Origin of the sequence: Neobacillus sp. YX16 (assembly GCF_030123505.1) — a bacterium.
Classification (GTDB): domain Bacteria; phylum Bacillota; class Bacilli; order Bacillales; family Cytobacillaceae; genus Neobacillus.
Genome location: NZ_CP126115.1, coordinates 4,381,202 through 4,404,008, shown reverse-complemented (window position 1 = coordinate 4,404,008; position 22,807 = coordinate 4,381,202). Strand labels below are relative to the sequence as shown.

Sequence of the window (22,807 nt, the reverse complement as noted above, 5' to 3'; positions counted from 1 at the left end):
CCACTTTTCTTTACGTTTATGAATAAAAAACCATTTCTCTCCAAATTATAACAAGTATGCTTAACCGCTCTGACCAACTATATGTTCTAAATGACATAAGGTAAACATATGGTGTGTGGAGGAGAGGACAAGATTAAGGAGGAAAACAATCAAATGCGAGACTACATAAGGCGGCTTTTAATTGCCGCAATTATGGCGCTTTGTGTCAGCTTATTATTCTTAGGTGGAAAGCAGACTGAAGCGAGTATGCAGGATTCAAAAGAAATAAAAGCTGGATGGATATGGCCCGCAGATGGTGTCATATCTGATACATATGGGACAAGGCATGGAACACATAAGGGAATCGATATAGCTGGCAGGTTAAATTCTCCAATAATCGCTGTGGAGGAAGGGGTTGTGGGCAAATCCTATTATTCAAATACATATGGGAATGTGATATTTCTTAAGCACCCAAATAACTATGTTACCGTTTATGCCCACTTAAATAAGCGACTTGTAAATACAGGTCATGAGATTAAACAAGGTGATAGAATTGGGATGATGGGGAGAACGGGTGAATCAACAGGTGTTCATCTTCACTTTGAGAGTCATCAGGTAGAATGGACATTTGATAAGAAAAATGCCATTGATCCAGAAACGCTGCTTGGACATACGGAGGTAGGCGTGGCAGTAAAAGGTGGAATGGCGAGTAATACTGATAGTCTTACAGCAAGTACGTATGTAAAGGGCGATAAAGCACATTATATTGTTCAAGAAGGAGATACACTAACCTCCATTGCACAGAAAAGCAATGTATCAGTTGCACAACTAAAAGAAGTCAACCAGTTAACGTCAGATCTTATCCTGCCTGAACAAGTTTTAGTAATCCAAAAATAATTAATATTGCACTAACCGTCAAAAACGGTTAGTGCTTTTTTCTTTTCAAAACAAATACTTACTAGTATAATAAAGCTGTAATTAAATATCGATCTATCTTCGGGGCAGGGTGAAATTCCCGATCGGCGGTATTAGAGTTAATCTCTTGAGCCCGCGAGCCTTTATGGCAGGATTTGGTGTGATTCCAAAGCCGACAGTATAGTCTGGATGGGAGAAGATGGAGGTTCTTGCGACGTTCGAAAAATGCTGTTATACTGAACGTTTATTAAGAGTGCCTTTGTAAACTCCCTCAAGATTATTTTCTTGAGGTTTTTTATTTTACTAGGACACCTTAAAAGCTGTTGAACCTCTCTTCCTAACTTGATGGATCAAAAAGGAGAGAGGAAAAGAATGAAGAAAAAAATGAGTGTCAAAGCAATTGTTTCAATTGGAATGCTGAGCAGTATCGCATATCTTTTAATGCTGATTAACTTCCCGCTACCGCCATTTCCAAATTTCTTATTTATTGATTTTAGCGATATCCCAGCATTAATCGCAGCTTTAATTTTTGGACCTGTTGCAGGAATATTAGTTGAGTTTTTCAAAAATGCACTCAATTATATTGCAACTGGGAGTGCAACTGGAATTCCAGTTGGCCATATTGCTAATTTCCTTGCGGGGATTCTATTTGTATTGCCAACCTACTTTGTATACAACAAGATGAGAACCAAAAAAGGAATGACAATCGCACTGATTGTAGGGACCCTTATTATGGCGGTAATGATGAGCGTTTTAAACTACTTATTTATTTTGCCGGCATATACCTCGCTGTTGAAGTTTCCTGACATGCGGAATTTAGTGGTACCGGCGATTTTACCATTTAATATCATTAAAGGCATAATCATGTCTTCTATATTTATGCTGCTATTCATTAGAATGCAGTCATGGATTAATAAATTAACAATTGTAAAAAATGCTTAAAAGAAAAGAAACCAGGTCGTCTGCTTGGTTTCTTTTTTTTTGCAAAGAATAAAAAACCCCCATCAAAGAATGACGAGGGTAGCAGCTTAACAATATTTTAATGACAAAATATTATTCGAATTTAGTTGGATTGCCGTCAAATGCTTCGTCAGCAACCTTAATTGAATCAGTTGGACAACCTTCGAAAGCATCCATCATGTCATCAATTAATACATCAGGGATTTCAACAATACCCTCGTTATCATCAAGAGTTACAAATGCAATGCCCTCATCATCATAATCATAAATGTCTGGTGCTGCTGCTCCACATGCTCCGCATGCAATGCAAGTTTCTTTGTCAACAATCGTGTACTTTGCCATGAAAAAAAAACCTCCCAATAAAATAACTTACTCATTCCATATTAAATGGAAACGCATTACTCATTCCTATTGTAAAACTGTATGAGTAACTTTTCAATAGAAAAATACTCTATAGGATTTGGATTCCCTAATCTTCCACATTTTTTAGCAACATGACCATCACATTCATGATAGAATAGGGATAGAAAAATAGGCGATTTTGTCGATTTTAAGCAAAAAGTGGTGAAATGGAATGTGTGAAATAGAAAACATTTTATTATATTGTTTGAAACAACTGAACGGTGAAAGAACAATTTATTCCATCTATCACCTTTTAAATGGAAAAAAATCATCACAAACACTTCAGGATGCGCATTTATATTCACTTAAAAGGTACTTTCGGATTCTTGAACCATTAACGCGTGAATCTTTTGATCAAATTTTCAACAGTTTACTTGATAAAAATATGGTGGAAGCCTTTGGGGATCAAAGATTTAAACTCACCCCAAGAGGACAAGCTTACTTACTGCAGCATCCACAGCCATCCTATATAAATGGATGGAAGTATCAACTCAATACATTGTTAGTTTGGGAAAGACTGTCACTGCTCGTTCAAGTAGCTTCTAATATTATATCTAAAGAAACGAAATACATCCCCATTCAAAAAAATACTGAGGTTCATAACTGGTTGAAGGACTTATTAAAATCTACCACGATACCAAAGCAGAATCTAGGAGAGATTCTCTATTCTGAATTAGTGGATATTTTTGAACAGGCAAAAGATATCAATCCTTCTGTATTGGTTTTTAGGTTAACGGGATATCAACAAATTGGATTGACCTCTATGCAAACGGCGAAAATGCTGAATATTGATTCACTGCAATATCATCTTGCATTTACTAATAACCTCCATTGCTTGATCCAATTCATTGAAAAAAATCCTGCCCGTTATCAGGTGTTATCATCACTGCTTGTAAATTTTGAACAAAAAGATTCCTTAACTCTTTCTTCTCGTAAAACCTGGGAATTATTAAATCAAGGTTTTTCTCTGGAGGAGATCGCAGGTATTCGTCATTTAAAAATAAGTACAATTGAAGATCATCTTGTAGAATTTGCTTTAAATATAAAAGACTTTTCCATTAATTCCTATGTGGAAGAAGGAACCCAACAGAAGATTTTAGAAATTTCACGGCAAGAAGCTACTAGGCAGCTTAAAGTAATCAGGAACATTTTAAAAGAGACTTCCTACTTTCAAATAAGACTCGTTCTAGCAAAGTATGGTGATAGACAATGGAATTAGAAAAAATTTTATTTACGTATTTTGGTTATCAGACATTTAAAACAGGGCAAAAGGAAGTAATTTCGTCTTTACTCGGAGGGAACCATACGATTGCAATGCTTCCTACAGGCACAGGTAAATCTTTATGTTACCAACTTCCAGGGTATTGTCTTGATGGGCAGATATTAATCATATCTCCTCTTTTATCACTTATGCAGGATCAGGTGGAGCAATTAATGAAATTTGGAGAAAAACGGGTAATTGCTTTAAACTCATTTCTTGATTCGGATAAGCGAGGATATGTATTACGCAATTTATCAAAATTTAAATATATTTTTGTTTCGCCAGAAATGTTAAGCCTGCCTGCTATTATGAAAAAGCTGCAAGCTCTTACGATCTCTTTATTTGTAGTGGATGAGGCACATTGTATTTCACAATGGGGCTACGATTTTCGCCCAGATTATTCAAAGCTGGGAGATTTTCGAAAGAAACTTGGGAATCCACTAACCCTAGCTTTAACAGCAACCGCAACTAAAAAAGTAAGAGAGGATATTATCCAATCTCTTGATTTAGAGGAATATAACAAGATTGATTCGACAATTGACCGGCCTAATATTTCCTTTTATGTTGAAGAGGTACCTAATTATCATGATAAGCAATCCCGTTTGTTAGAAATAGTTCTGCAGTTTCAAAAGCCGGGTATTATTTATTTTTCAAGTAAAAAGGTTGCAGAACAAATGGCTTCTCTATTAATAGAGAAGGGGATTAAGAGAACAATGGCTTATCATGGAGGCTTAGATCAGGAACAAAGAATCTTAATACAGCAGCAATTTATTCACGGACAACTCGATGTAATTTGTGCAACAAGTGCTTTTGGTATGGGTGTTAATAAGGAAAACATACGATTTATCATTCATTATCATATGCCAATGCAAATCGAATCATATCTGCAAGAGATTGGCAGAGCTGGACGTGATGGCGAAGAGAGTATTGCGATATTGTTATACTCACCTGGTGATGAACAACTCCCTATTCAGCTTGCGGAAGGAGAACTACCCTCTGAGCTGCAAATTGATTGGCTGTTCTCACATTTAGTAAACAGTAAAATACCGAATGATTCTTTCTTAGAAGATAACCAGTATTTACGAGAGCAAGGTGGCTTTTCTGAGGTTCAATGGCGTATTATCCAGGACCTAATCAAAAATACTCAAGGCTCTTCCAATCATGAACAGGTAAAGCATAAAATAAAAGAATTTGTAAATGAAAGATTAAAGGTAAAGAAAGAAAGTATTAAATTTATGAAAAAATGGATTAAGTCAAAATCATGCAGAAGAGAATTAATTCTAGAGTACTTTGAAGAAGGTGCTGTTAAGGAAAGTGTAAGGAATTGCTGCGATATTTGCGGAATCCATTTTGATCAATATCAAGCAACTGAGGGCGAACAAACGAATCATTTGATTGAAGGAATGTGGAAAGATTATCTAACCAATATTCTATTAAATAGTGAGTTGAGTAAATGAAAAATAAATATAACGAATTAATCAAAGGATTAACCGATAGAGAGCTACTCTTTCATTTATATATGACCCAAATCATACTCCTTGTTATAACTATAGTTTTAGGTATTCTATTGTTTGATCAATTTTCATTTATGAAGGCTATTGATTTTTCTGACATGAAGATTTTGTTGATTGGCGTACCTGCAGGGGTTGCGGTGGTCATTTTAGATATTCTATTAATGAAATGGCTGCCGTCATCATATTACGATGACGGTGGTTTGAACAAAAGAATTTTTAGAAATAGAAGTGTCCTCCACATAGCTTGGATTGCTGCATTTGTAGCTCTCAGTGAAGAATTACTTTTTCGAGGCGTCATCCAAACAAAGATTGGCCTTATACTAGGTAGCCTTATTTTTGCTATCATCCATTATCGATATCTTTTTAATTGGTTTTTATTTACTAATATTGTAATTCTTAGTTTTTTCATAGGTTACATGTATGAATGGAGTAACAATTTAGCTCTTACAATAGTCATGCATTTTACAATTGATTTTTTATTAGGTCTTTATATTAAATATAGACACTCCAAAGAGATAGATGAACAGGAGGGACTGTTTCATGAATAAAGAAGAACCTTTCAGAACCCAGGCGGAAAGGCTTAAACAGCGTATTGAAAAAATAAACGAAGAAACATCCGAAGGTCGTGATAAATTACCCCCAAGAGAACAGATTCATAGGGAAAAGAGAAAGAAAACGAAATTGAAAGTGAAATATCCGATTATTCGGATATTGGTATTATTTTTTATTCTTCTACCTATTGTTATTTTTAGTGCTTACTCCTATCTTGAGGAGGGAAAAAGCAATAAAACAGAAAAAGTCACTGGTGATTCTTCCGGATATGAAGTTATTAATTTTGAAAAATCTGAAACAGAAAGCAGCAGTGTTAACAAAGTTGTTGAGGAAGAAGATAAATCGACTGTGGAAATTGAGGAAGATACAATTGAAGTCCAACTGCCAGTCAGCCCAGAGACTCCGGTTCAGGATCCCGTTTCAGAACAAGGCAATAATAATATACCGAACACGGATAAAAATAGCAGCGTTTCTACAGAAACAACGATTACCCATACGGTCAAAACGGGAGAAAATCTCTATCGAATTTCTTTGAAGTATTACCATTCAAAAGCTGGAGAGGAAATCATCCGAAAAGCAAATAAATTAAAGGGAAATGAAATCTATGTTGGACAAGTTTTAAAAATCCCTGTAAAAAAGTAGCCGATCATTTTTGATCGGTTTTTTTATTTGAATTTTTCATAATTTATCGGACAAGTTCATATTTATGTTAATGAGGTGTTGATAGTATGGATAAACCAATTCTTTCACTTGAGCATACGGATGAAGCAACGAAACAAATGTTAGAAAATGTCCGAAAAAGAAAGGTTAAGTTTGATACCGCTAAAAGATGGCACTATTTATCTATTTATTCTATGCTGCTGTTCGCTTTCCTATTTTTTAGTTACTTCTATTTTATGATTGCCAAACAATACTCTTATTCTTTTTTTGCAATGTTTTCTGCTTCTGTAAGTGACGTCATTAATATCAGTTTGATGGCTGTTACAGCCATATTGTATGGTGCGATGAATGTATTGAAACAGCAGAAGGATAAAAAGGAGAAAGAATATCAGGAATTAAGATGTGAAATAGTTAATCGCAGTAAGGATTTATGGAAAAAGGAAGAACATTGGAAAAATCGCCATGTTGATTTTGATGTAATAAAGAAAACCTATGATATTAATCTGTATCACGAAAAAAAATAAGAAGCAGCATTGGTCTGCTTCTTACGGACATTAAAAAAATATTTTCTTTCCTTGTTCATCCTTTAATATTTCTACTGCTTCACGGAAGCGCTGTGAATGAATGATTTCTCTTTCGCGAAGGAACCTTAAACCATCATTTAAATCTGGGTCATCGCTTAGATTAATAATCCATTGGTAAGTAGCCCTTGCCTTTTCTTCTGCTGCAATATCTTCGTAAAGGTCAGCAATGGGGTCACCTTTAGCTTGTATATAAGATGCAGTCCAAGGCACCCCAGATGAATTTTCGTAATATAGAGCATTATCATGTATAGCGTAGTGATCTCCTAATCCGGCTGCTTTCATCATTTCTGGGGTGGCATCCTTTGTAAGTTTATATATCATAGTGGCAATCATTTCCAGATGTGCGAATTCCTCCGTTCCGATATCCGTTAATAATCCAATTACTTTATCAGGTATGGAATATCTTTGGTTTAAATATCGTAAAGCAGCTGAAAGCTCACCATCAGCACCGCCATATTGCTCCACTAAATATCTAGCTAAAGTTGGATTACAAGTACTTACACGGACCGGATATTGAAGCTTCTTTTCGTATATCCACATGTACAAATTTCCCTCCCTGTTTATAATTTTATTAATATCTAGCTGCAGCGCCTAGAGGCTCGGTGGAAAAAGGAAAACACTTTTTCCTCGGTCATAAGCCATTCTGTCATAAATGTAAAGAACAACCTTCCTGCCGGCTCGTCTTATGCCTGTCGCCTCTATACTAGGCGCTTCCGCTTTTAAACTTGCCATGGCCAAGGCGGCTCGTTCCAGTTCCAAGGGTGTCCAGAATAGCTGTTGCCAAACTGCTGAAGAGGACCAAATTGACTCTCAAATACCTTTTTTATCGTTTTTCTTTCTTTTGCATAATGATTGAATTGCTTAATTGCTTCTAGGTCGTCAGGGTGTGTGTCTAAATACAGTGTTAATTCGACTAAGACAAAATCAACAGCTTGAAGCTGTTCCATTATTTGATAATATTCAGGCGGGATTTGTTTCATCTCGGAACCCCCCTTTAGCTTTCTCAAATGAATTAAAATAGGGGTCGTAAAATGGTTTCCAAAGTGTTCCTGCTCTCAGTGCTTCCTGTGGTGAGAATTGTGGAAGGTTAGGTGGTTGAAAACCGATATATAGATTCGGCGGAGTAGAATACGTTTTTTCTAGAATCGGCTTACACGGGTCAAATGGACCAGCAATCGGACAATATGTTTTATAAAGAGTAAACATTGTCTCCCTCCCTTAGTAAACATCATTAATAAATATGAATATTTTCAAAATTCATGACATGATTCTTGAAAAAAAGGATAAATCCATGTTTCGTTGAAGTATAATAGGAAGGTAGGATAATTACGTAGAGGTGATGGAAGTGTTTGTAAAAAATATGATGATTCCAAATCATGCCTGTGTGACCGTGCAGGAAAACACATCAATGGCGGATGCTTTAGAACAATTGGAAACCCATCAAATTGATGGATTGCCAGTACTAAAGGGTGAAAAGTATCAAGGGGTAGTTACACGCTACAAAATTTATGAGAACTACTTTTTGTCCGGAAAACAGAAGGATGAATATTTAAGCAACGTTACAGTTAAAGATATTGCTACACATAAAGAGAAGTACTTACTCGGTGAAGAAGTTTTTGAAAAGACGCTACTTGACTTAAAAGACTTCCCGCTTTTAGCTGTAGTTGACTCAAATCGTAAATTTCTAGGTGTTGTAACACGATCTGATGTCCTTTCCACTTTTCAGAGTGCTTTCGGAGTAAATCGCCCAGGGGTAAGGATTGCTTTTACATCAGTAGAAACAGAAGGACGTATCGCACGACTTTCTGAAATTGCGCATCACTTCCATGAACATATTATTTCCCTCGTAACGTTTGATGAGACTGATAAATTAGTTCGGAGAATTGTCATGAAGGTAGAAAAGAAAGATAATATTGATCGGTTTACAAAAAAACTTGAAGAGCAGGGTTTCCGTATTTTAAGCATTCAAGAAGACTAATAAATCTGAATGGAAAGAATCCAATTCCTTCTCATACAATGTATGGGAGGGATTTTTGTGTTGAGGATCATATGGCGTGTATTAGTTATTCTTGTGTGTGGATATTTATTTATTGAATGGGCTCCAATTACATACCCATTTCATTTTGCTGATATTTTGGTCGGACCGATTATTTATCCATTAGAATTTTTTGCAGCCTCAATAGCTTTTTTCTTTGGATTAGTCATTAGTCTACAACTATTTCGACTGCTTCTCCAAATAACATTTAAAATAGTGAAGCAAAAACGGAGCAAACGTTAGTCTGTTTGGTTTTAGGTTCCTTTATGGTATGATTTTAACTAGAACATTAAGAGTGGAAAAGGGGAAAATATGGTTTATATTATCGTTTTGCTTCTGATTATGGGAGCAGGTCTTATCTTGTTTATGCTAAAAGAAGCGTTCCTTAATCGTGTGGTATATCATGAGATGACTTTCGAAGATTTTCCAAGGTCCTTTGGATCGGTATCAATATTCTTTATCTCAGATATTCATAAGCGTCTTATTTCCGATGAAATTATCACAGCTGCGATTGGGAAAACAGATATCGTGGTAATTGGCGGAGATTTAATGGAAAAGAAGGTTCCCTTTGAAAAAGTTAGAAAGAACCTTGAGAAATTAAAACAATTAGGACCCGTATATTTTGTTTGGGGAAATAATGATTATGAAACGGATTTTCGTAAATTAGATGCTATTCTTTTGGATTATGGAGTAAAAGTATTGGATAATACTGCTGCTATTTTTGAATCGGCAAATGGTGATAAATTATCTTTACTGGGTGTAGATGCCTTAAATATAGAAAGAGACAGACTTGACTTGGCATTATTGGATGCTGAGGATAATAGCTTTAAGATATTGGCGAGTCATTACCCTGACATAACAGACAAAATAATGCCAGAACATAAAATCAGCCTTGTGTTAAGCGGTCACACCCATGGAGGACAAATACATATTCTAGGTTACAGTCCATATAAAAAAGGCGAAGTTGAAAAATTAGAAAACACTACGCAGTTAATTAGTAATGGTTATGGCACGACAGGAGTGCCTCTAAGATTAGGTGCTCCTGCACAATGTCATTTGATCACAATAAAGAATGGGCAGTAATATTCATTTATCAATGGTTTAGTAATATCGGGGGAATTGAGATGGGTGACCAAGAAGGTAAATATAATATTAAAGCTGCTGCATTAATGCTGGGGGTTCAGCCTGGAACGCTAAGAGCATGGGAAAGGCGTTATCAATTAATAGCACCAGTAAGAAATGAAGCAGGACATCGACTATATACAGAAGACCATATAAAGATTCTAAAGTGGTTAATAAAGAAGGTGAATCAAGGATTTACCATCAGTCAGGCGATTTCCTTAATGGGACATAGTCAGATACAAATCGATTCAGAAGCATTAAACCTAAATCTTGGTAATCCATTAATCAGTTTAACGGAAGGCCTTTATGATGCCTTAATCCACTTTGAAGAGGAAAAGATAAACGAAGTAATCAATTCAATGTTTAGTATTTTCACGATGGAAAAAGTAATCATAGAGATTTTTAGTCAAATCTTTAAGAAAATTGAGGAGTCCCTTAATGGAGGAAAGATAACCAAAGCTCAAAGGAATTACTCAGCATTATTCTTACAAGCACGAATTAAAACCGTTATTCATAGCTTTCCAACTAATGCTCATCTTACCAAATCTGTATGTCTTACATACTCCCAAATAGGGGATGATATAGGACTAGGACTGCTAATGTTCAGCTTTTATCTAAGAAAACGCGGGGTAGAAGTAATAAATATAGGTGCGTTTCATTCTGAAGAAGATATATGTGAAACATTAGAAATTATCCATCCTGATTTATTTATCGTCTCATGTGAAGAGCAGAAAGACTTAGATGAAGCACTTTCACTTGTTGAACTGCTATCCAAAAATCATCAAGATTTTTCCATTGGTATTTGTGGTGAAGCAATTACATCAATGAAACCCTCTGATAAGAAACAGTTTTCAACCTTTATTCTTGGACAAACCGTAAATGATTGGGAAATATGGCTAATGGAACGGATGGTATTTTAGACAAAGCACCAACCAAAGCCATTGACATACACTAGGGATAAGAGTTATGTCACGGCAGGGGGCAAAAGAGCATGCGCTTAGAACGCTTAACAGTCAATAAGATAAAGATTTTTTTAACCTCTGATGATTTAATGGAAAGGGGACTTTCCAAAGACGATATTTGGAAGGATTCAATAAAATGGCATCAACTTTTCCATGACATGCTGGAAGAGGCAAGCGAGGAATTTGATGTTGAGATTCAAGGGTCTGTAGCAGTTGAAATATTCGCATTGCAGACTCAAGGAATGATAATGATTATAACGGTTGATGAAAATATTGAAGAAGAAGAAGAAGTATTATTTGATGGCTTTGTAGAAATGCAGGTTAGAGTTGAAGGGTGTGAAAACCTGCTATATCAATTCGATAGTATCGAAGATATTATCGATCTTTCTCACAGGCTGACACCACTGCAAGTTAGCGGCGGCAGTTTATTTTCCTATAATAATCGATATTACTTACTAATAAATAATCTAGATCCTTCGTTAGTAGAAAAAATTGCAGCTTATTTATCTGAATACGGAAATCCTTCCATAATTAGTACGCATGTACTTGCCGAATATGGCAATCAAATTATTAAGGACAATGCGGTGGAAACGATACTAAAATATTTCAAATAGCTTTTTATATCCCAAGACAATGTAAGGAGTCCGCCGCTCCTTTTTTGTTTGAACACAAAAACAACCCCTTTTTATTTTAAATGGCAGCGTTTACAAAAATTACTGGAAAAGTAATGAAAAGTGTATTTTTCATCTTGCATAAATCCATTAGTCGTGTATACTTGTGTCTGAAAGCGACAACATTATTTAGAGTGATTTTCTAGGAGGTTTACAGATGGTAGCCGAAAAAGGTAATGAGAAAACTAATCAAGAGGAAGAGAATAATGTGTTAACTTCAACACAGACAGTTATACATAAAGCTCTTGAAAAGTTAGGTTATCCTGAAGAAGTATATGAGCTCTTAAAAGAGCCATTACGTATGATGACAGTGAAAATTCCAATTAGAATGGATGACGGTTCAATAAAGATATTTACCGGCTATCGTGCACAGCATAACGACGCAGTCGGTCCAACTAAGGGCGGAATCAGGTTTCATCCCAATGTATCAGAAACTGAAGTTAAGGCACTTTCTATTTGGATGAGCTTGAAGTGTGGAATTGTTGATCTTCCGTACGGCGGTGGAAAAGGCGGAATCATTTGTGATCCGCGGGATATGTCATTTAGAGAGCTAGAAAGATTAAGCCGTGGATATGTACGAGCAATCAGTCAAATTGTTGGTCCAACAAAGGATATTCCGGCACCGGATGTTTTTACAAATTCTCAAATTATGGCTTGGATGATGGATGAATATAGTCGAATAGATGAATTTAACTCTCCAGGATTTATTACTGGAAAGCCTCTTGTTCTTGGGGGCTCACATGGTCGTGAATCTGCTACTGCTAAGGGTGTAACGATATGTATACGTGAAGCAGCTAAGAAAAAAGGGATTCAAATAGAGGGTGCCAGGGTCGTCATTCAAGGCTTTGGGAATGCAGGAAGCTTCTTATCGAAATTCATGCATGATGCAGGAGCAAAGGTTGTTGGTATTTCTGATGCTTATGGCGCATTATACGATCCGAATGGACTTGATATTGATTACCTGCTAGACCGTCGAGATAGCTTTGGTACGGTAACGAAATTATTCAATAACACGATTACGAATAAAGAATTACTAGAACTTGAGTGTGACATCCTTGTACCGGCTGCAATTGAAAATCAAATTACAGCTGAAAATGCACATAATATTCGTGCAAGCATAGTGGTAGAGGCTGCTAACGGACCTACAACACTTGAGGCAACTGAAATATTAACAGAGCGTGGTATTTTACTTGTACCAGATGTACTTGCATCTGCTGGCGGAGTAACTGTTTCCTACTTTGAATGGGTTCAAAATAACCAAGGTTATTACTGGTCAGAAGAAGAAGTAGAGGAAAAACTTGAAAAAGTAATGGTAAAATCATTTAATAATATTTATGATACTGCACAAACTCGCCGTGTCGATATGCGCCTATCCGCCTATATGGTTGGAGTAAGAAAAATGGCAGAAGCCAGCCGATTCAGAGGTTGGATTTAAAAGCTTTACTATTGAAACATATTGGAAAAACTCCTATCATATGACGGTAGGAGTTTTTTTGAATGGCTGTGTTAAAGCCGATATTTATTTTGGCATTCGTTGGTTGGAGCGGAAGGCACGAAGACTCCTGCGGGAGGACGGGGCAGGGGAGACCCCGCAGGCGCTTAAGCGCCGAGGAGGCTCCCCGTACCGCCCGCGGAAAGCGAAGTGCCTGGAGCGCAAATCAACAGACAAATTTAACACAGCCTTTGGAATAATAAATTGAGGTGATCAATTTTGCAATTAGAAGATATTATTATTGTCGGAGGGGGACCATGCGGTTTAGCTGCTGCTATTGCCTTCAAAGAAATTGGGCTTAACCCTCTTATTATTGAAAAAGGGAATGTGGTAAATGCCATCTATCATTACCCAACACATCAAACATTTTTTAGTACAAGTGAAAAGCTAGAAATCGGTGATGTTCCATTTATTACAGAAAGCTATAAACCGAAACGAAATCAAGCGCTTGTTTATTATCGGGATGTTGTTAAGCGAAAACAACTGCGTATTAATTCTTTTGAAAAAGTATCAAAGGTATTGGAAGAAGAAAATGGTTTTCAAATAGTTACCAATAAACAGACATATCAAACACAGTTTGTTGTCATTGCTACAGGATACTATGATCACCCAAACTATATGAGAGTGCCTGGAGAAGATTTGCCAAAAGTGTCTCATTACTTTAAAGAAGCACACCCGTATTTTGATAAGGATGTTTGTGTAATTGGCGGCAAGAACTCCAGTGTAGATGCAGCCCTTGAACTGGTTAAAGCAGGTGCTAGAGTATCTGTTTTATACCGTGGGAAAGAATATTCCTCGAGCATAAAACCATGGATTCTCCCGGAATTTGAGGCATTAGTGCGTAACGATACCATAACAATGGAATTTAATTCTGATATTATTGAGATTACGAATGACCAGGTAAGATATAAAAAGGATGGAGAAGAAAAGACCATATACAATGATTTCGTTTTTGCGATGACAGGTTATCGACCCGATCACCAATTCTTAAAGAATATAGGGATTAATATTGACGAAGAGACCGGAAGGCCGCTATTTGATCCTGAAACCATGGAGACGGATATTGAGGGCATTTATATTGCAGGAGTAATTGCTGCAGGTAATAATGCTAACGAGATATTTATTGAAAATGGCAGGTTTCATGGAGGGCTTATTGCTCAATCAATCAAAAAAAAAGGGGTGAAAAATTTTTATGAAAAAAGTTGTATTATTAACAACTGGAGGAACGATTGCCAGTAAAACCAATAAGGATTCAGGGAAATTAGCTTCGGGAGAATTAACGGGAGAAGAACTGGCAGCTATGTGCAATTTACCTAAGGATATCGAAGTAATCACTGAATCAGTATTTCAAAAAGCAAGCATTCATATTACCTTTGAAGATTTAGTAGTATTAAAAAATAAAATTGAAAAATATTATGAGGATGATATGGTTTCCGGAGTGGTGGTAACGCATGGTACGGATACACTTGAGGAAACAGCCTACTTTCTGGATTTAACCATTAAGGACCCCCGTCCAGTCGTAATAACAGGATCCCAGCGGTCTCCAGAAGACTTAGGCAGCGATGTATACATAAACCTGAGACATGCGATCTATTCAGCTTGTTCAGAGGATTTAAAATATGCAGGAGCTGTTGTTGTGTTCAATGAACGGATATTTGCAGCTAGGTATGTAAAGAAGGAACATGCCTCCAACATCCAGGGTTTTAACGTATTTGGATTTGGCTACCTTGGAATTATTGATAATGATGTGGTTCATATTTTTCAAAAACCAATCAAACGGGAGTATTTTGCCATTCAATCACCGGTTCCTCAAGTAGATATTATAAAATGTTATATTGGAGCGGATGGGAAATTTATTAAGGCTGCAAGGGAATCTGGAGTCAGAGGGATTATACTTGAAGGTGTTGGACGCGGGCAGGTAGCTCCTCAAATGATGGAGGAAATTGAAAAATCACTTTCAGAAGGAATTGTCTTGGTGATTACAACGAGTGCTGAAGAGGGTTCTGTGTATACCACTTATGATTATAAAGGCAGTGCCTATGATTTATTCAATAAGGGTGTAATCCTTGGCAGTGATAATGACTCCAAAAAAGCAAGAATTAAATTAGCGGTAGCACTTGCTAGCGGACTAAAGAAAATTAATTTTTAATAGACAAATCGAAAAATGGATATAATCTTTGATTTAATTAATGACAATATCATGTTAGGATTAAGTATACGAATTATTTGAAATGAGGATTATCCATGCTGGGAATATTATCAGCCGGCATCGCCCCAGGTTTGGCCTTGCTGAGTTATTTTTATTTAAAAGATGAATATGAGTCAGAGCCAATATCTGTAGTTTTGAGGACCTTCATGTACGGTGCTCTTCTGGTGTTTCCAATCATGTTTATTCAGCATGTGCTTCATACAGAGAATATCATTAAATCTGGATTTATTGATGCATTCCTTTCCTCGAGTCTGCTCGAAGAGTTTTTTAAATGGTTTATCCTGTTCTATGCGATATACCAACATGTTGAGTTAGATGAACCATTTGATGGAATTGTATACGGGGTGGCTGTTTCTCTTGGTTTTGCCACTGTTGAAAATATATTTTATTTATTTGCCAATGGGATTGAACATGCAATGGCAAGAGCATTGCTCCCTGTCTCAAGTCATGCTTTATTCGGAGTCATTATGGGATTTTACCTTGGTAAAGCAAAATTCTCCGAAGGCAAAATAATAAAATGGGTATTCATATCATTACTTTTGCCGTTCCTCCTGCATGGGTCTTATGATTATATTTTAATTTCACAAGAAAACTGGCTATATATTATTTTACCTTTTATGATTTTTCTTTGGTGGTTTGGCTTAAGGAAGGTTAAAATGGCGAGAATCTTAACGACAAATCATAAGAAAAAACAATATTCAGCTCAAAATTCCTTTCATTCTTAAAGAGAAATTCCCTTCATTTTAAATGAAGGGGATTTTTTTTGAATAAATTTGCCATTAAAACAAAAAATAGGCTTACATCTAAAAAGATTTACAACTGGGGGTTACTTTACCATGAAGAAGAAAATTGTTAAATTTTTATTTCCACTCTTAATCTCCCTTTGTATGGTGCCATTTACGTTTCTAGAGAACGACAGGGCTTATGCATTCTCTAACCAGGTTATTCAACAAGGTGCTGTTGGAGATGATGTCATCGAGCTTCAATCTAGACTTCAGTATTTGGGATTTTACAACAGGAAAATTGATGGTGTGTTCGGGTGGAGCACCTATTGGGCACTAAGAAATTTTCAATATGAGTTTGGATTACCAATCGATGGCCTTGCAGGTACAGAGACAAAGGCAAAATTAGCTAAAGCAAGCAAATATAATAAGCAATTTGTAAAGGAACAAATCAATAAAGGGAATAAATTTACCCATTATGGTGGAGTGGACCAAAAAAAGCAGAGTGCACCCAACCCAAAAGCACAACCAAAAGCACAACCAAAGGCACAACCAAATGCTCAACCAAAAACACCAGCTAATACGGCGAATCCTAAGCAGGCTGCACCAAAACCTGCAGCCCCAAAAGCACCACCAAAAAAACCAACGGCTGCAAATACGCCAGGTGGTTTCTCAAGTAACGATATCCAATTAATGGCGAATGCTGTGTATGGAGAATCCAGAGGTGAACCATATACAGGGCAAGTTGCAGTTGCTGCCGTCATCCTAAATCGTGTTAATAGCGCATCCTTTCCAAACACTGTCTCAGGGGTTATTTTTGAACCGGGTGCATTTACAGCCGTTGCGGATGGACAAATTTGGCTTACTCCAAACGAACAAGCTAAAAAAGCAGTACTAGATGCAATAAATGGCATTGATCCAACAGGGGAAGCCCTTTATTATTTTAATCCGGCTACTGCTACAAGTAAGTGGATTTGGTCAAGACCACAAATTAAACGAATCGGAAAACATATTTTTTGCGAATAGAGGGGTGAATAGGATGATAAGAGGAATAATCATAGGTGTTCTCGCAGTAGGTGTTGCGGGTACTGCCTACTGGGGTTACCAAGAACATCGAGAGAAAAACGCAATATTAATCAATGCTGAAAATAATTATCAACGTGCCTTTCACGATCTTACCTATGAGATGGATTTACTTCACGATAAGATTGGAACAACTCTTGCAATGAATTCAAGATATTCCTTGTCACCTTCATTAGTAGAGGTTTGGCGATTAACCTCGGAAGCTCATAGTGATGTCGGTCAACTTCCGTTAACCTTGCTCCCGTTCAATAAAACGGAGGAATTTTTGGCTCAAATTGGAAAGTTTAGTTATCAAACGGCTGTGAGGGATTTAGATAAAGAACCATTATCAGAAGAGGAGTATGAAACGTTAAAGGTTTTATACAAGCAATCTGGTGATATTCAGAGTGAGCTTCGTAAAGTACAACATATGGTATTGGAAAACAATCTGCGCTGGATGGATGTAGAATTAGCGTTAGCTTCAGGAAAAGAAAAAACCGACAATACGATAATTGATGGATTTAAAACAGTCGAAAAAACGGTTTCGGGCTTCGATGAAAGTGATTTTGGACCTACCTTTACGAACATGCAAAAGAAAGATGAAAATTTTAAGAAAATTAAAGGAAAAAACATTTCTGAAAAGGAAGCAATCAGTATTGCGAAAAAATATATGAAATTTGATGGGAATTCCGAAGTAAAAGTCACAGAGAGTGGTAAAGGTTCAGATTATGGTTTTTATAGTGTATCAATAAAAAACAAGAAAACTGGACAAGAAGGAAGTATGGATATCACGAAAAAAGCAGGGTATCCAATATGGTTTATTAATCACCGAGAAGTTGACAAGCAGAAGATTAGCTTAAATGATGCAAATCTTAAGGCAGCAGCTTTTCTAAAGGAAAATGGTTATAAAAATCTAGAATTGTTTGAGAGTATGCAATATGATAACACAGGTGTCTTTAATTTTGTCACTAGTGAGAACAATATAAGGATTTATCCTGAGGCTGTTAAGGTTGAGGTAGCGCTTGATAATGGAAATATTATAGGTTTCACTGCAGAGGAATATCTAAAATCCTTCCAAACTAGGGAAGTAGAAAAACCAGTTCTAACAAGTGAGCAAGCTCGTGCCAAAGTAAATCCTAACTTTAAAATCATGGAAGAGAGACAAGCGATTATCGTTAATGATCTAAACAAAGAAGTATTGTGTTATGAATTCCTAGGAACCATAGATGATGACACCTACAGGATTTTTATTAATGCAGTAGATGGTACCGAAGAGGAAGTAGAAAAGTTAAAGAACGCCGAGGAAGTTTACGACGAAGTTATTTAATGTTTGGCTGTGTTAAAGGAAAATAATAATTTTAGAACTCTGTTGATTTGTGCGGAAGGCGCGAGACTCCTCCGAAAATGCTATCGCAATTTCTTCGTGCGTGGGCAGATTCGAGGAAGTAAATCAATGTCCTGAAGGAGGACGGGACAGGGGAGACCCCGCTTATCTCTTAGCGCCGAGGAGTAGGAAAAGCGGAAGCGCCTTGTACAGCCCCGACAAGCGCTGGAGGGCCTGACGATGAAGTCGTTCTTTGCCTTCATCGTTGGGACCGAAGCGACTCGAGGGGCTAGGCGCTGCAGCTAGACAGGCTTCCCGAACCGCCTGGAGCACAAATTAACAGACCAAGTTAACACAGCATTAGGATTAAGTATAAAGCCATACCATCACTCCAATAATAGTAGTAATTGGTAATTGGAGTGATGGTATGAAAATAGTAGAAAGAATATTAATAAAGGTAGTTATTATCCAATTTATCTTTCTTTTTCTCGCGCAGCTATTCTTACATCAGTTAGATATTTTTCCACAGTTAGAACAGTTAACAAAATATGAAGGAGTAAATGAAAATACATTTACTGAGATATTACAAACCTTTAACGGTGATTAAAAAAGCAGAATTCCTGCTTTTTTTTTTAATTCCTAAAATGGGGAAAGTAATAAGAAATACAAATATAAAAATGTTAAAAAAAAGAGGCTTCCACCTTTCTTATGGTAAAATAAAAATATGGGTCTACGAGACAATCATGAATGACTTAGGAGGATTTATGGAAAACAAAATATCAATTGCCATTGACGGTCCTGCTGCAGCCGGTAAGAGTACAGTAGCAAAAGTTGTTGCAGAAAAGTTATCCTACATATATATCGATACAGGTGCAATGTATCGCGCTTTGACATACAAAGCATTGGCTAATAACATTAATTTAGAAGATGAAAACAGTTTATTCAACACTTTACTAGAAACAAAGCTAGAACTTTATCCATCCCCAAATGGACAATTGGTGTTTCTTGATGGGCAAGAAGTAACAGAAGCTATTCGATCTTCAGAAGTAACAAATTCTGTTTCGCTAGTAGCTACGCACCAAAAGGTTCGTGAAGAAATGGTGAGAATGCAGCAATCCTTTGCAGTGAATGGAGGGGTTGTAATGGATGGTAGAGATATCGGGACCCATGTACTGCCAAATGCGGAGGTAAAGGTTTTCTTACTTGCAAGCGTAGAAGAAAGAGCAATTAGACGTCATACAGAAAATCTCCAAAAAGGCTATACTTCTAATATAGAACAATTAAAGGAAGACATTGCCCGTCGTGATAAAATTGATTCCGAACGAGAATTTGCACCTTTAAAAAAAGCGGAAGATGCTATTGAAATTGACACCACATCTTTGTCTATCCCTGAAGTGGCTGAAAAAGTAATGGTTCTCGTGTATGAAAGGGTTGGATAAGTGTGACGTTTTATTCGTTTGCAAGATCGGTTGTTGCTGGGGTTTTGAAACCATTGTATCGTACTGAAGTAATTGGATTAGAGCATTTCCCTAAAGATGGAGGAGTGTTGCTTTGCACGAACCATATTCATAATTTTGACCCTTTAGTAGTGGGTACTACTGCTCCTAGACCAGTTCATTTTATGGCTAAGGAAGAAATTTTCAAGGTCCCTGTATTGGGTAATATCGTTAGAAAGTGTAATGCTTTCCCGGTAAAGCGAGGGATGGGGGACCGAGAAGCATTAAGAGCGGGATTAAAGGTATTAAAAGACGGCAATGTTTTCGGGCTCTTTCCCGAAGGGACCAGAAGCAAAACAGGTGAAATCGGAAAAGGACTATCAGGAGCGGGCTTTTTTGCGCTAAGAACAGAAGCCGATGTGGTGCCTTGCGCTATTATTGGACCATACAAAAGTTTCGGTAAATTAAAAGTGGTTTATGGAAAGCCGATTGCAATGGAAGATATGAGGAGCAGGAAAGCTTCTGTAGAAGAGGTAACTGAATTAATTATGTCAGAAATCCATAAACTTATTAAAGAGTACCGATAGGTTCTGCTTGACAAAATACGCTATTTGTAAGAAGTTAATAAAAAGAGATCTTATTAGAATATTCACTCGTTTTTCATGTAATTAGAAAATATATATGTAACATGCAGTAAATGGATTAAGGAGGAATACATATGTCGGAAGATATGAATCAAGTAGAAGTAAAAAATTATACCATTGGAGATAGAGTCTCTGGACAAGTTACCAAGGTAGAAGAAAAACAGGTAATAGTTAATATTCAGGATAGTAAACATGACGGTATTATCCCTATAAGTGAGCTTTCCAGCCTTCATGTTGAAAAAGCCTCTGATGTAGTTTCCGAAGGTGATGAATTAGATCTTGAAGTACTAAAAGTAGAAGAAGATGCTATCATTTTATCAAAAAGAAAAATCGATGCCCAAAAAGCATGGGTTAATCTTGAGGAACTATTCAATAGCGGCGAAGTATTTGAAACAGAAGTAAAAGATGTAGTAAAAGGCGGTCTTGTCGTTGATCTTGGCGTACGCGGCTTTGTTCCTGCTTCTTTAGTAGAAGCACATTTTGTTGAAGACTTTTCTGATTATAAAGGTAAGAATCTTACTTTTAAAATTGTTGAACTTGATAAGGAAAAAAATCGTTTAATCCTTTCTCACCGTGCAGTAGTGGAAGAAGAGAAGGGAAAACACAAGAAAAACATATTAAATAGTATTACGCCTGGACAAGTGATTGAGGGTACCGTACAAAGAATTACAGATTTTGGTGCATTCGTTGATATAGGTGGTATTGATGGACTAGTTCATATATCCCAATTGTCGTATCAACATATTGATAAACCATCAGATGTAGTTCAAGAAGGTCAAAAAGTAAAAGTTAAGGTTTTGAATGTGGATCGTGATAATGAAAGAATTTCTTTATCGATCAAAGAAACACAGCCAGGACCATGGTCTGATGTAGCTGAAAAAGCACCTAAGGGCAGCACATTAACTGGGACCGTTAAACGATTAGTATCATATGGTGCTTTTGTGGAAGTTTTCCCAGGGGTTGAAGGACTTGTTCATATCTCACAAATTGCACACAAGCATATTGGTACACCTCATGAGGTACTGAAGGAAGGACAAGAAGTACAAGTAAAAGTGCTAGATGCGAGCGAGCAAGAGCAGAGACTGTCTCTTAGCATCAAGGACCTTCTCGAAAAAGATGCAGACGAGAACTTTGATTACGAACTTCCCGAAGAATCTAAAGGTTTTCAGCTTGGTGAAATGATTGGCGATAAATTAAAGAATCTAGGAAAATAATGGTGATAATTAGTGTCTAGATCTGAACGGAAATGGGACCATATTCGCTATGCCTTAGAAACAGGGCAAAAACGATTAACAGCATTTGATGATATTCAATTTATTCATCAAAGTTTACCAAACATTAATGTATCAGATGTTTCTATTCACCAAAAAATTGGCGAACTTTCTTTAAGTTCGCCAATTTTTATCAATGCTATGACAGGTGGCGGAGGCGAGAAAACCTACTCTCTTAACAAGCAGCTAGCAATGGTAGCAAGGGAAGCAGGTCTTGCTATCGCAGTAGGATCACAAATGTCTGCATTGAAGGATAAATCTGAGAGATATACATATGAGGTTGTTCGAAAAGAAAACCCTTCTGGAATTCTTATTGCTAACTTAGGAAGTGAGGCAACTCCTGATTTAGCAAAAGCAGCTATTGAAATGATTGAGGCAAATGCCTTACAGATACATTTAAATGTAATCCAGGAGCTTGCAATGCCTGAAGGAGACCGGGAATTTTCTGGTGCTTTAAGGAGAATAGAAAAAATTGTAAAAGAAGTTAACGTTCCTGTTATTGTTAAAGAAGTTGGATTTGGTATGTGCAAAGAAACAGTTGAATCTCTTTCGTCTGTGGGGGTTTCTGTTGTAGATGTTGGTGGATTTGGAGGAACCAACTTTGCCGAAATAGAAAACAAGCGTAGTGATGAATCTAAAGCTTTTTTTAATCAATGGGGAATTCCTACAGCAATCTCTATTTCTGAAGCCTCGCATGCATCCAAGCCCCTAACGATCATTGGTTCTGGTGGATTTTCCTCTAGCATTGATATTGCAAAAGGAATAGCATTAGGTGCGAGTGCCGTTGGCTTTGCGGGTAATTTCTTGAGGATTCTTGTTGAAGAGGGAATTGATTCTTTAGAAGAAGAAATTTCAGCCCTTCATCTTGGATTAAAAATAATTATGACTGCGTTAGGAGCCAAATCTATTTTAGATTTACAAAGTGCTCCATTAATGATATCTGGTCAAATGCATCATTGGTTAACTCAGCGGGGAATCGATACTAAAACATACAGCCAGCGTACTATAAAATAAGCTCCCGAGACACGCG

27 protein-coding genes and 1 riboswitch are annotated in these 22,807 nt (G+C 36.8%); of the genes, 23 read left to right on the top strand and 4 right to left on the bottom strand.

Translation table 11 applies throughout. The features are described from left to right. Positions 1 to 153: 153 nt before the first annotated feature. Together QNH48_RS21675 and QNH48_RS21670 are read left to right on the top strand one after the other, a co-directional pair. The gene (locus tag QNH48_RS21675) at positions 154 to 876 is read left to right on the top strand and encodes a peptidoglycan DD-metalloendopeptidase family protein (RefSeq protein ID WP_283951963.1); all 723 of its coding nucleotides are present in this window, start codon (positions 154 to 156) and stop codon (positions 874 to 876) included. A 91-nt stretch (positions 877 to 967) separates the two neighbouring features. Continuing rightward, a riboswitch (FMN riboswitch) is annotated at positions 968 to 1,099 on the top strand. Positions 1,100 to 1,266: 167 nt separating this feature from the next. After that, positions 1,267 to 1,836 (top strand): ECF transporter S component, encoded by a 570-nt coding sequence (locus QNH48_RS21670; RefSeq protein ID WP_283951962.1) that lies wholly within the window; start codon positions 1,267 to 1,269, stop codon positions 1,834 to 1,836. Positions 1,837 to 1,947: 111 nt separating this feature from the next. Here QNH48_RS21670 and QNH48_RS21665 read toward each other — a convergent pair whose 3' ends face one another. After that, on the bottom strand, positions 1,948 to 2,196 hold the full coding sequence (locus QNH48_RS21665) for a ferredoxin (RefSeq protein WP_024030326.1): 249 nt from the start codon (positions 2,194 to 2,196) through the stop codon (positions 1,948 to 1,950). A gap of 265 nt (positions 2,197 to 2,461) precedes the next feature. Here QNH48_RS21665 and QNH48_RS21660 point away from each other — a divergent pair, with 265 nt between their 5' ends. The 5 genes from QNH48_RS21660 (at position 2,462) to QNH48_RS21640 (ending at position 6,767) form a co-directional block, all read left to right on the top strand. Beyond that, positions 2,462 to 3,475: a YpbB family protein gene (locus QNH48_RS21660; RefSeq protein WP_283951961.1), complete on the top strand. Its 1,014-nt coding sequence runs from the start codon at positions 2,462 to 2,464 to the stop codon at positions 3,473 to 3,475. Next, entirely contained in the window at positions 3,466 to 4,974 is a 1,509-nt protein-coding gene (locus tag QNH48_RS21655) for a RecQ family ATP-dependent DNA helicase (protein WP_283951960.1), read from the top strand. Before QNH48_RS21660 ends, QNH48_RS21655 begins: the two co-directional genes overlap by 10 nt. Further along, the gene (locus tag QNH48_RS21650) at positions 4,971 to 5,579 is read left to right on the top strand and encodes a CPBP family intramembrane glutamic endopeptidase (protein ID WP_283951959.1); all 609 of its coding nucleotides are present in this window, start codon (positions 4,971 to 4,973) and stop codon (positions 5,577 to 5,579) included. The genes QNH48_RS21655 and QNH48_RS21650 overlap by 4 nt, the downstream gene beginning before the upstream one ends. Further along, positions 5,572 to 6,225: a LysM peptidoglycan-binding domain-containing protein gene (locus QNH48_RS21645; protein ID WP_283951958.1), complete on the top strand. Its 654-nt coding sequence runs from the start codon at positions 5,572 to 5,574 to the stop codon at positions 6,223 to 6,225. Before QNH48_RS21650 ends, QNH48_RS21645 begins: the two co-directional genes overlap by 8 nt. Before the next feature lie 86 nt (positions 6,226 to 6,311). Next, positions 6,312 to 6,767: a DUF2663 family protein gene (locus tag QNH48_RS21640; protein WP_283951957.1), complete on the top strand. Its 456-nt coding sequence runs from the start codon at positions 6,312 to 6,314 to the stop codon at positions 6,765 to 6,767. A gap of 30 nt (positions 6,768 to 6,797) precedes the next feature. Here QNH48_RS21640 and QNH48_RS21635 read toward each other — a convergent pair whose 3' ends face one another. The 3 genes from QNH48_RS21635 to QNH48_RS21625 all read right to left on the bottom strand — a co-directional run bounded on the left by QNH48_RS21635 (position 6,798) and on the right by QNH48_RS21625 (position 8,033). Continuing rightward, complete coding sequence (locus QNH48_RS21635) at positions 6,798 to 7,367, bottom strand: manganese catalase family protein (RefSeq protein WP_095247260.1); 570 nt, start codon at positions 7,365 to 7,367, stop codon at positions 6,798 to 6,800. A 179-nt stretch (positions 7,368 to 7,546) separates the two neighbouring features. Continuing rightward, complete coding sequence (locus QNH48_RS21630) at positions 7,547 to 7,807, bottom strand: spore coat protein CotJB (RefSeq protein WP_095247261.1); 261 nt, start codon at positions 7,805 to 7,807, stop codon at positions 7,547 to 7,549. After that, complete coding sequence (locus tag QNH48_RS21625; RefSeq protein ID WP_283951956.1) at positions 7,788 to 8,033, bottom strand: spore coat associated protein CotJA; 246 nt, start codon at positions 8,031 to 8,033, stop codon at positions 7,788 to 7,790. Before QNH48_RS21625 ends, QNH48_RS21630 begins: the two co-directional genes overlap by 20 nt. Before the next feature lie 139 nt (positions 8,034 to 8,172). Between QNH48_RS21625 and QNH48_RS21620 the strand changes: the two genes are divergently transcribed. From QNH48_RS21620 to fni, 16 genes are all read left to right on the top strand, one after another. Further along, complete coding sequence (locus QNH48_RS21620; RefSeq protein ID WP_283955848.1) at positions 8,173 to 8,805, top strand: CBS domain-containing protein; 633 nt, start codon at positions 8,173 to 8,175, stop codon at positions 8,803 to 8,805. A 57-nt stretch (positions 8,806 to 8,862) separates the two neighbouring features. Further along, on the top strand, positions 8,863 to 9,105 hold the full coding sequence (locus QNH48_RS21615; protein WP_283951955.1) for a hypothetical protein: 243 nt from the start codon (positions 8,863 to 8,865) through the stop codon (positions 9,103 to 9,105). Between the two features lie 69 nt (positions 9,106 to 9,174). Beyond that, positions 9,175 to 9,945, top strand: coding sequence for a metallophosphoesterase (locus tag QNH48_RS21610; protein ID WP_283951954.1), 771 nt, complete (start codon positions 9,175 to 9,177; stop codon positions 9,943 to 9,945). Continuing rightward, the gene (locus QNH48_RS21605; RefSeq protein WP_283951953.1) at positions 9,912 to 10,904 is read left to right on the top strand and encodes a MerR family transcriptional regulator; all 993 of its coding nucleotides are present in this window, start codon (positions 9,912 to 9,914) and stop codon (positions 10,902 to 10,904) included. Before QNH48_RS21610 ends, QNH48_RS21605 begins: the two co-directional genes overlap by 34 nt. A gap of 71 nt (positions 10,905 to 10,975) precedes the next feature. Further along, positions 10,976 to 11,560 (top strand): genetic competence negative regulator, encoded by a 585-nt coding sequence (locus QNH48_RS21600; RefSeq protein WP_095247267.1) that lies wholly within the window; start codon positions 10,976 to 10,978, stop codon positions 11,558 to 11,560. A 214-nt stretch (positions 11,561 to 11,774) separates the two neighbouring features. Beyond that, on the top strand, positions 11,775 to 13,052 hold the full coding sequence (locus QNH48_RS21595) for a Glu/Leu/Phe/Val family dehydrogenase (protein ID WP_095247268.1): 1,278 nt from the start codon (positions 11,775 to 11,777) through the stop codon (positions 13,050 to 13,052). A 276-nt stretch (positions 13,053 to 13,328) separates the two neighbouring features. After that, positions 13,329 to 14,348, top strand: a complete 1,020-nt coding sequence (locus QNH48_RS21590) for a YpdA family putative bacillithiol disulfide reductase (RefSeq protein ID WP_283951952.1) — start codon at positions 13,329 to 13,331, stop codon at positions 14,346 to 14,348. Beyond that, a complete protein-coding gene (locus QNH48_RS21585) occupies positions 14,302 to 15,258 on the top strand; it encodes an asparaginase (protein WP_283951951.1) in 957 nt (318 codons plus the stop codon). The genes QNH48_RS21590 and QNH48_RS21585 overlap by 47 nt, the downstream gene beginning before the upstream one ends. Before the next feature lie 95 nt (positions 15,259 to 15,353). Beyond that, positions 15,354 to 16,043 (top strand): glutamic-type intramembrane protease PrsW, encoded by a 690-nt coding sequence (prsW, locus tag QNH48_RS21580; RefSeq protein ID WP_283951950.1) that lies wholly within the window; start codon positions 15,354 to 15,356, stop codon positions 16,041 to 16,043. A gap of 111 nt (positions 16,044 to 16,154) precedes the next feature. Beyond that, positions 16,155 to 17,066 carry a spore cortex-lytic enzyme gene (gene sleB / locus QNH48_RS21575; RefSeq protein WP_283951949.1) on the top strand — a complete coding sequence of 304 codons (912 nt, stop codon included), beginning with the start codon at positions 16,155 to 16,157 and terminating at the stop codon, positions 17,064 to 17,066. A gap of 13 nt (positions 17,067 to 17,079) precedes the next feature. Beyond that, entirely contained in the window at positions 17,080 to 18,429 is a 1,350-nt protein-coding gene (gene ypeB / locus QNH48_RS21570) for a germination protein YpeB (RefSeq protein WP_283951948.1), read from the top strand. A 424-nt stretch (positions 18,430 to 18,853) separates the two neighbouring features. Beyond that, the gene (locus tag QNH48_RS21565) at positions 18,854 to 19,033 is read left to right on the top strand and encodes a YpfB family protein (RefSeq protein WP_095247275.1); all 180 of its coding nucleotides are present in this window, start codon (positions 18,854 to 18,856) and stop codon (positions 19,031 to 19,033) included. 157 nt (positions 19,034 to 19,190) lie between these two features. Further along, positions 19,191 to 19,865 (top strand): (d)CMP kinase, encoded by a 675-nt coding sequence (gene cmk / locus QNH48_RS21560; protein WP_283951947.1) that lies wholly within the window; start codon positions 19,191 to 19,193, stop codon positions 19,863 to 19,865. 2 nt (positions 19,866 to 19,867) lie between these two features. Continuing rightward, positions 19,868 to 20,449 carry a lysophospholipid acyltransferase family protein gene (locus QNH48_RS21555; RefSeq protein WP_095247277.1) on the top strand — a complete coding sequence of 194 codons (582 nt, stop codon included), beginning with the start codon at positions 19,868 to 19,870 and terminating at the stop codon, positions 20,447 to 20,449. 131 nt (positions 20,450 to 20,580) lie between these two features. Then, positions 20,581 to 21,720 (top strand): 30S ribosomal protein S1, encoded by a 1,140-nt coding sequence (rpsA, locus tag QNH48_RS21550; RefSeq protein ID WP_283951946.1) that lies wholly within the window; start codon positions 20,581 to 20,583, stop codon positions 21,718 to 21,720. Positions 21,721 to 21,732: 12 nt separating this feature from the next. Then, complete coding sequence (fni, locus tag QNH48_RS21545) at positions 21,733 to 22,791, top strand: type 2 isopentenyl-diphosphate Delta-isomerase (RefSeq protein ID WP_283951945.1); 1,059 nt, start codon at positions 21,733 to 21,735, stop codon at positions 22,789 to 22,791. Positions 22,792 to 22,807 lie beyond the last annotated feature (16 nt).

What these genes read in the sequence shown, in the direction of transcription:
- QNH48_RS21650 (WP_283951959.1), top strand. Translation starts at nt 4,971, where the DNA reads ATGAAAAATAAATATAACGAATTAATCAAAGGATTAACCGATAGAGAG.
- cmk (WP_283951947.1), top strand. Translation starts at nt 19,191, where the DNA reads ATGGAAAACAAAATATCAATTGCCATTGACGGTCCTGCTGCAGCCGGT.
- sleB (WP_283951949.1), top strand. Translation starts at nt 16,155, where the DNA reads ATGAAGAAGAAAATTGTTAAATTTTTATTTCCACTCTTAATCTCCCTT.
- ypeB (WP_283951948.1), top strand. Translation starts at nt 17,080, where the DNA reads ATGATAAGAGGAATAATCATAGGTGTTCTCGCAGTAGGTGTTGCGGGT.
- QNH48_RS21605 (WP_283951953.1), top strand. Translation starts at nt 9,912, where the DNA reads ATGTCATTTGATCACAATAAAGAATGGGCAGTAATATTCATTTATCAA.
- QNH48_RS21585 (WP_283951951.1), top strand. Translation starts at nt 14,302, where the DNA reads ATGAAAAAAGTTGTATTATTAACAACTGGAGGAACGATTGCCAGTAAA.
- QNH48_RS21665 (WP_024030326.1), bottom strand. Translation starts at nt 2,196, where the DNA reads ATGGCAAAGTACACGATTGTTGACAAAGAAACTTGCATTGCATGCGGA.
- QNH48_RS21645 (WP_283951958.1), top strand. Translation starts at nt 5,572, where the DNA reads ATGAATAAAGAAGAACCTTTCAGAACCCAGGCGGAAAGGCTTAAACAG.
- QNH48_RS21595 (WP_095247268.1), top strand. Translation starts at nt 11,775, where the DNA reads ATGGTAGCCGAAAAAGGTAATGAGAAAACTAATCAAGAGGAAGAGAAT.
- QNH48_RS21635 (WP_095247260.1), bottom strand. Translation starts at nt 7,367, where the DNA reads ATGTGGATATACGAAAAGAAGCTTCAATATCCGGTCCGTGTAAGTACT.
- QNH48_RS21655 (WP_283951960.1), top strand. Translation starts at nt 3,466, where the DNA reads ATGGAATTAGAAAAAATTTTATTTACGTATTTTGGTTATCAGACATTT.
- QNH48_RS21625 (WP_283951956.1), bottom strand. Translation starts at nt 8,033, where the DNA reads ATGTTTACTCTTTATAAAACATATTGTCCGATTGCTGGTCCATTTGAC.
- QNH48_RS21600 (WP_095247267.1), top strand. Translation starts at nt 10,976, where the DNA reads ATGCGCTTAGAACGCTTAACAGTCAATAAGATAAAGATTTTTTTAACC.
- QNH48_RS21630 (WP_095247261.1), bottom strand. Translation starts at nt 7,807, where the DNA reads ATGAAACAAATCCCGCCTGAATATTATCAAATAATGGAACAGCTTCAA.
- QNH48_RS21640 (WP_283951957.1), top strand. Translation starts at nt 6,312, where the DNA reads ATGGATAAACCAATTCTTTCACTTGAGCATACGGATGAAGCAACGAAA.
- QNH48_RS21675 (WP_283951963.1), top strand. Translation starts at nt 154, where the DNA reads ATGCGAGACTACATAAGGCGGCTTTTAATTGCCGCAATTATGGCGCTT.
- QNH48_RS21670 (WP_283951962.1), top strand. Translation starts at nt 1,267, where the DNA reads ATGAAGAAAAAAATGAGTGTCAAAGCAATTGTTTCAATTGGAATGCTG.
- QNH48_RS21565 (WP_095247275.1), top strand. Translation starts at nt 18,854, where the DNA reads ATGAAAATAGTAGAAAGAATATTAATAAAGGTAGTTATTATCCAATTT.
- rpsA (WP_283951946.1), top strand. Translation starts at nt 20,581, where the DNA reads ATGTCGGAAGATATGAATCAAGTAGAAGTAAAAAATTATACCATTGGA.
- QNH48_RS21610 (WP_283951954.1), top strand. Translation starts at nt 9,175, where the DNA reads ATGGTTTATATTATCGTTTTGCTTCTGATTATGGGAGCAGGTCTTATC.
- prsW (WP_283951950.1), top strand. Translation starts at nt 15,354, where the DNA reads ATGCTGGGAATATTATCAGCCGGCATCGCCCCAGGTTTGGCCTTGCTG.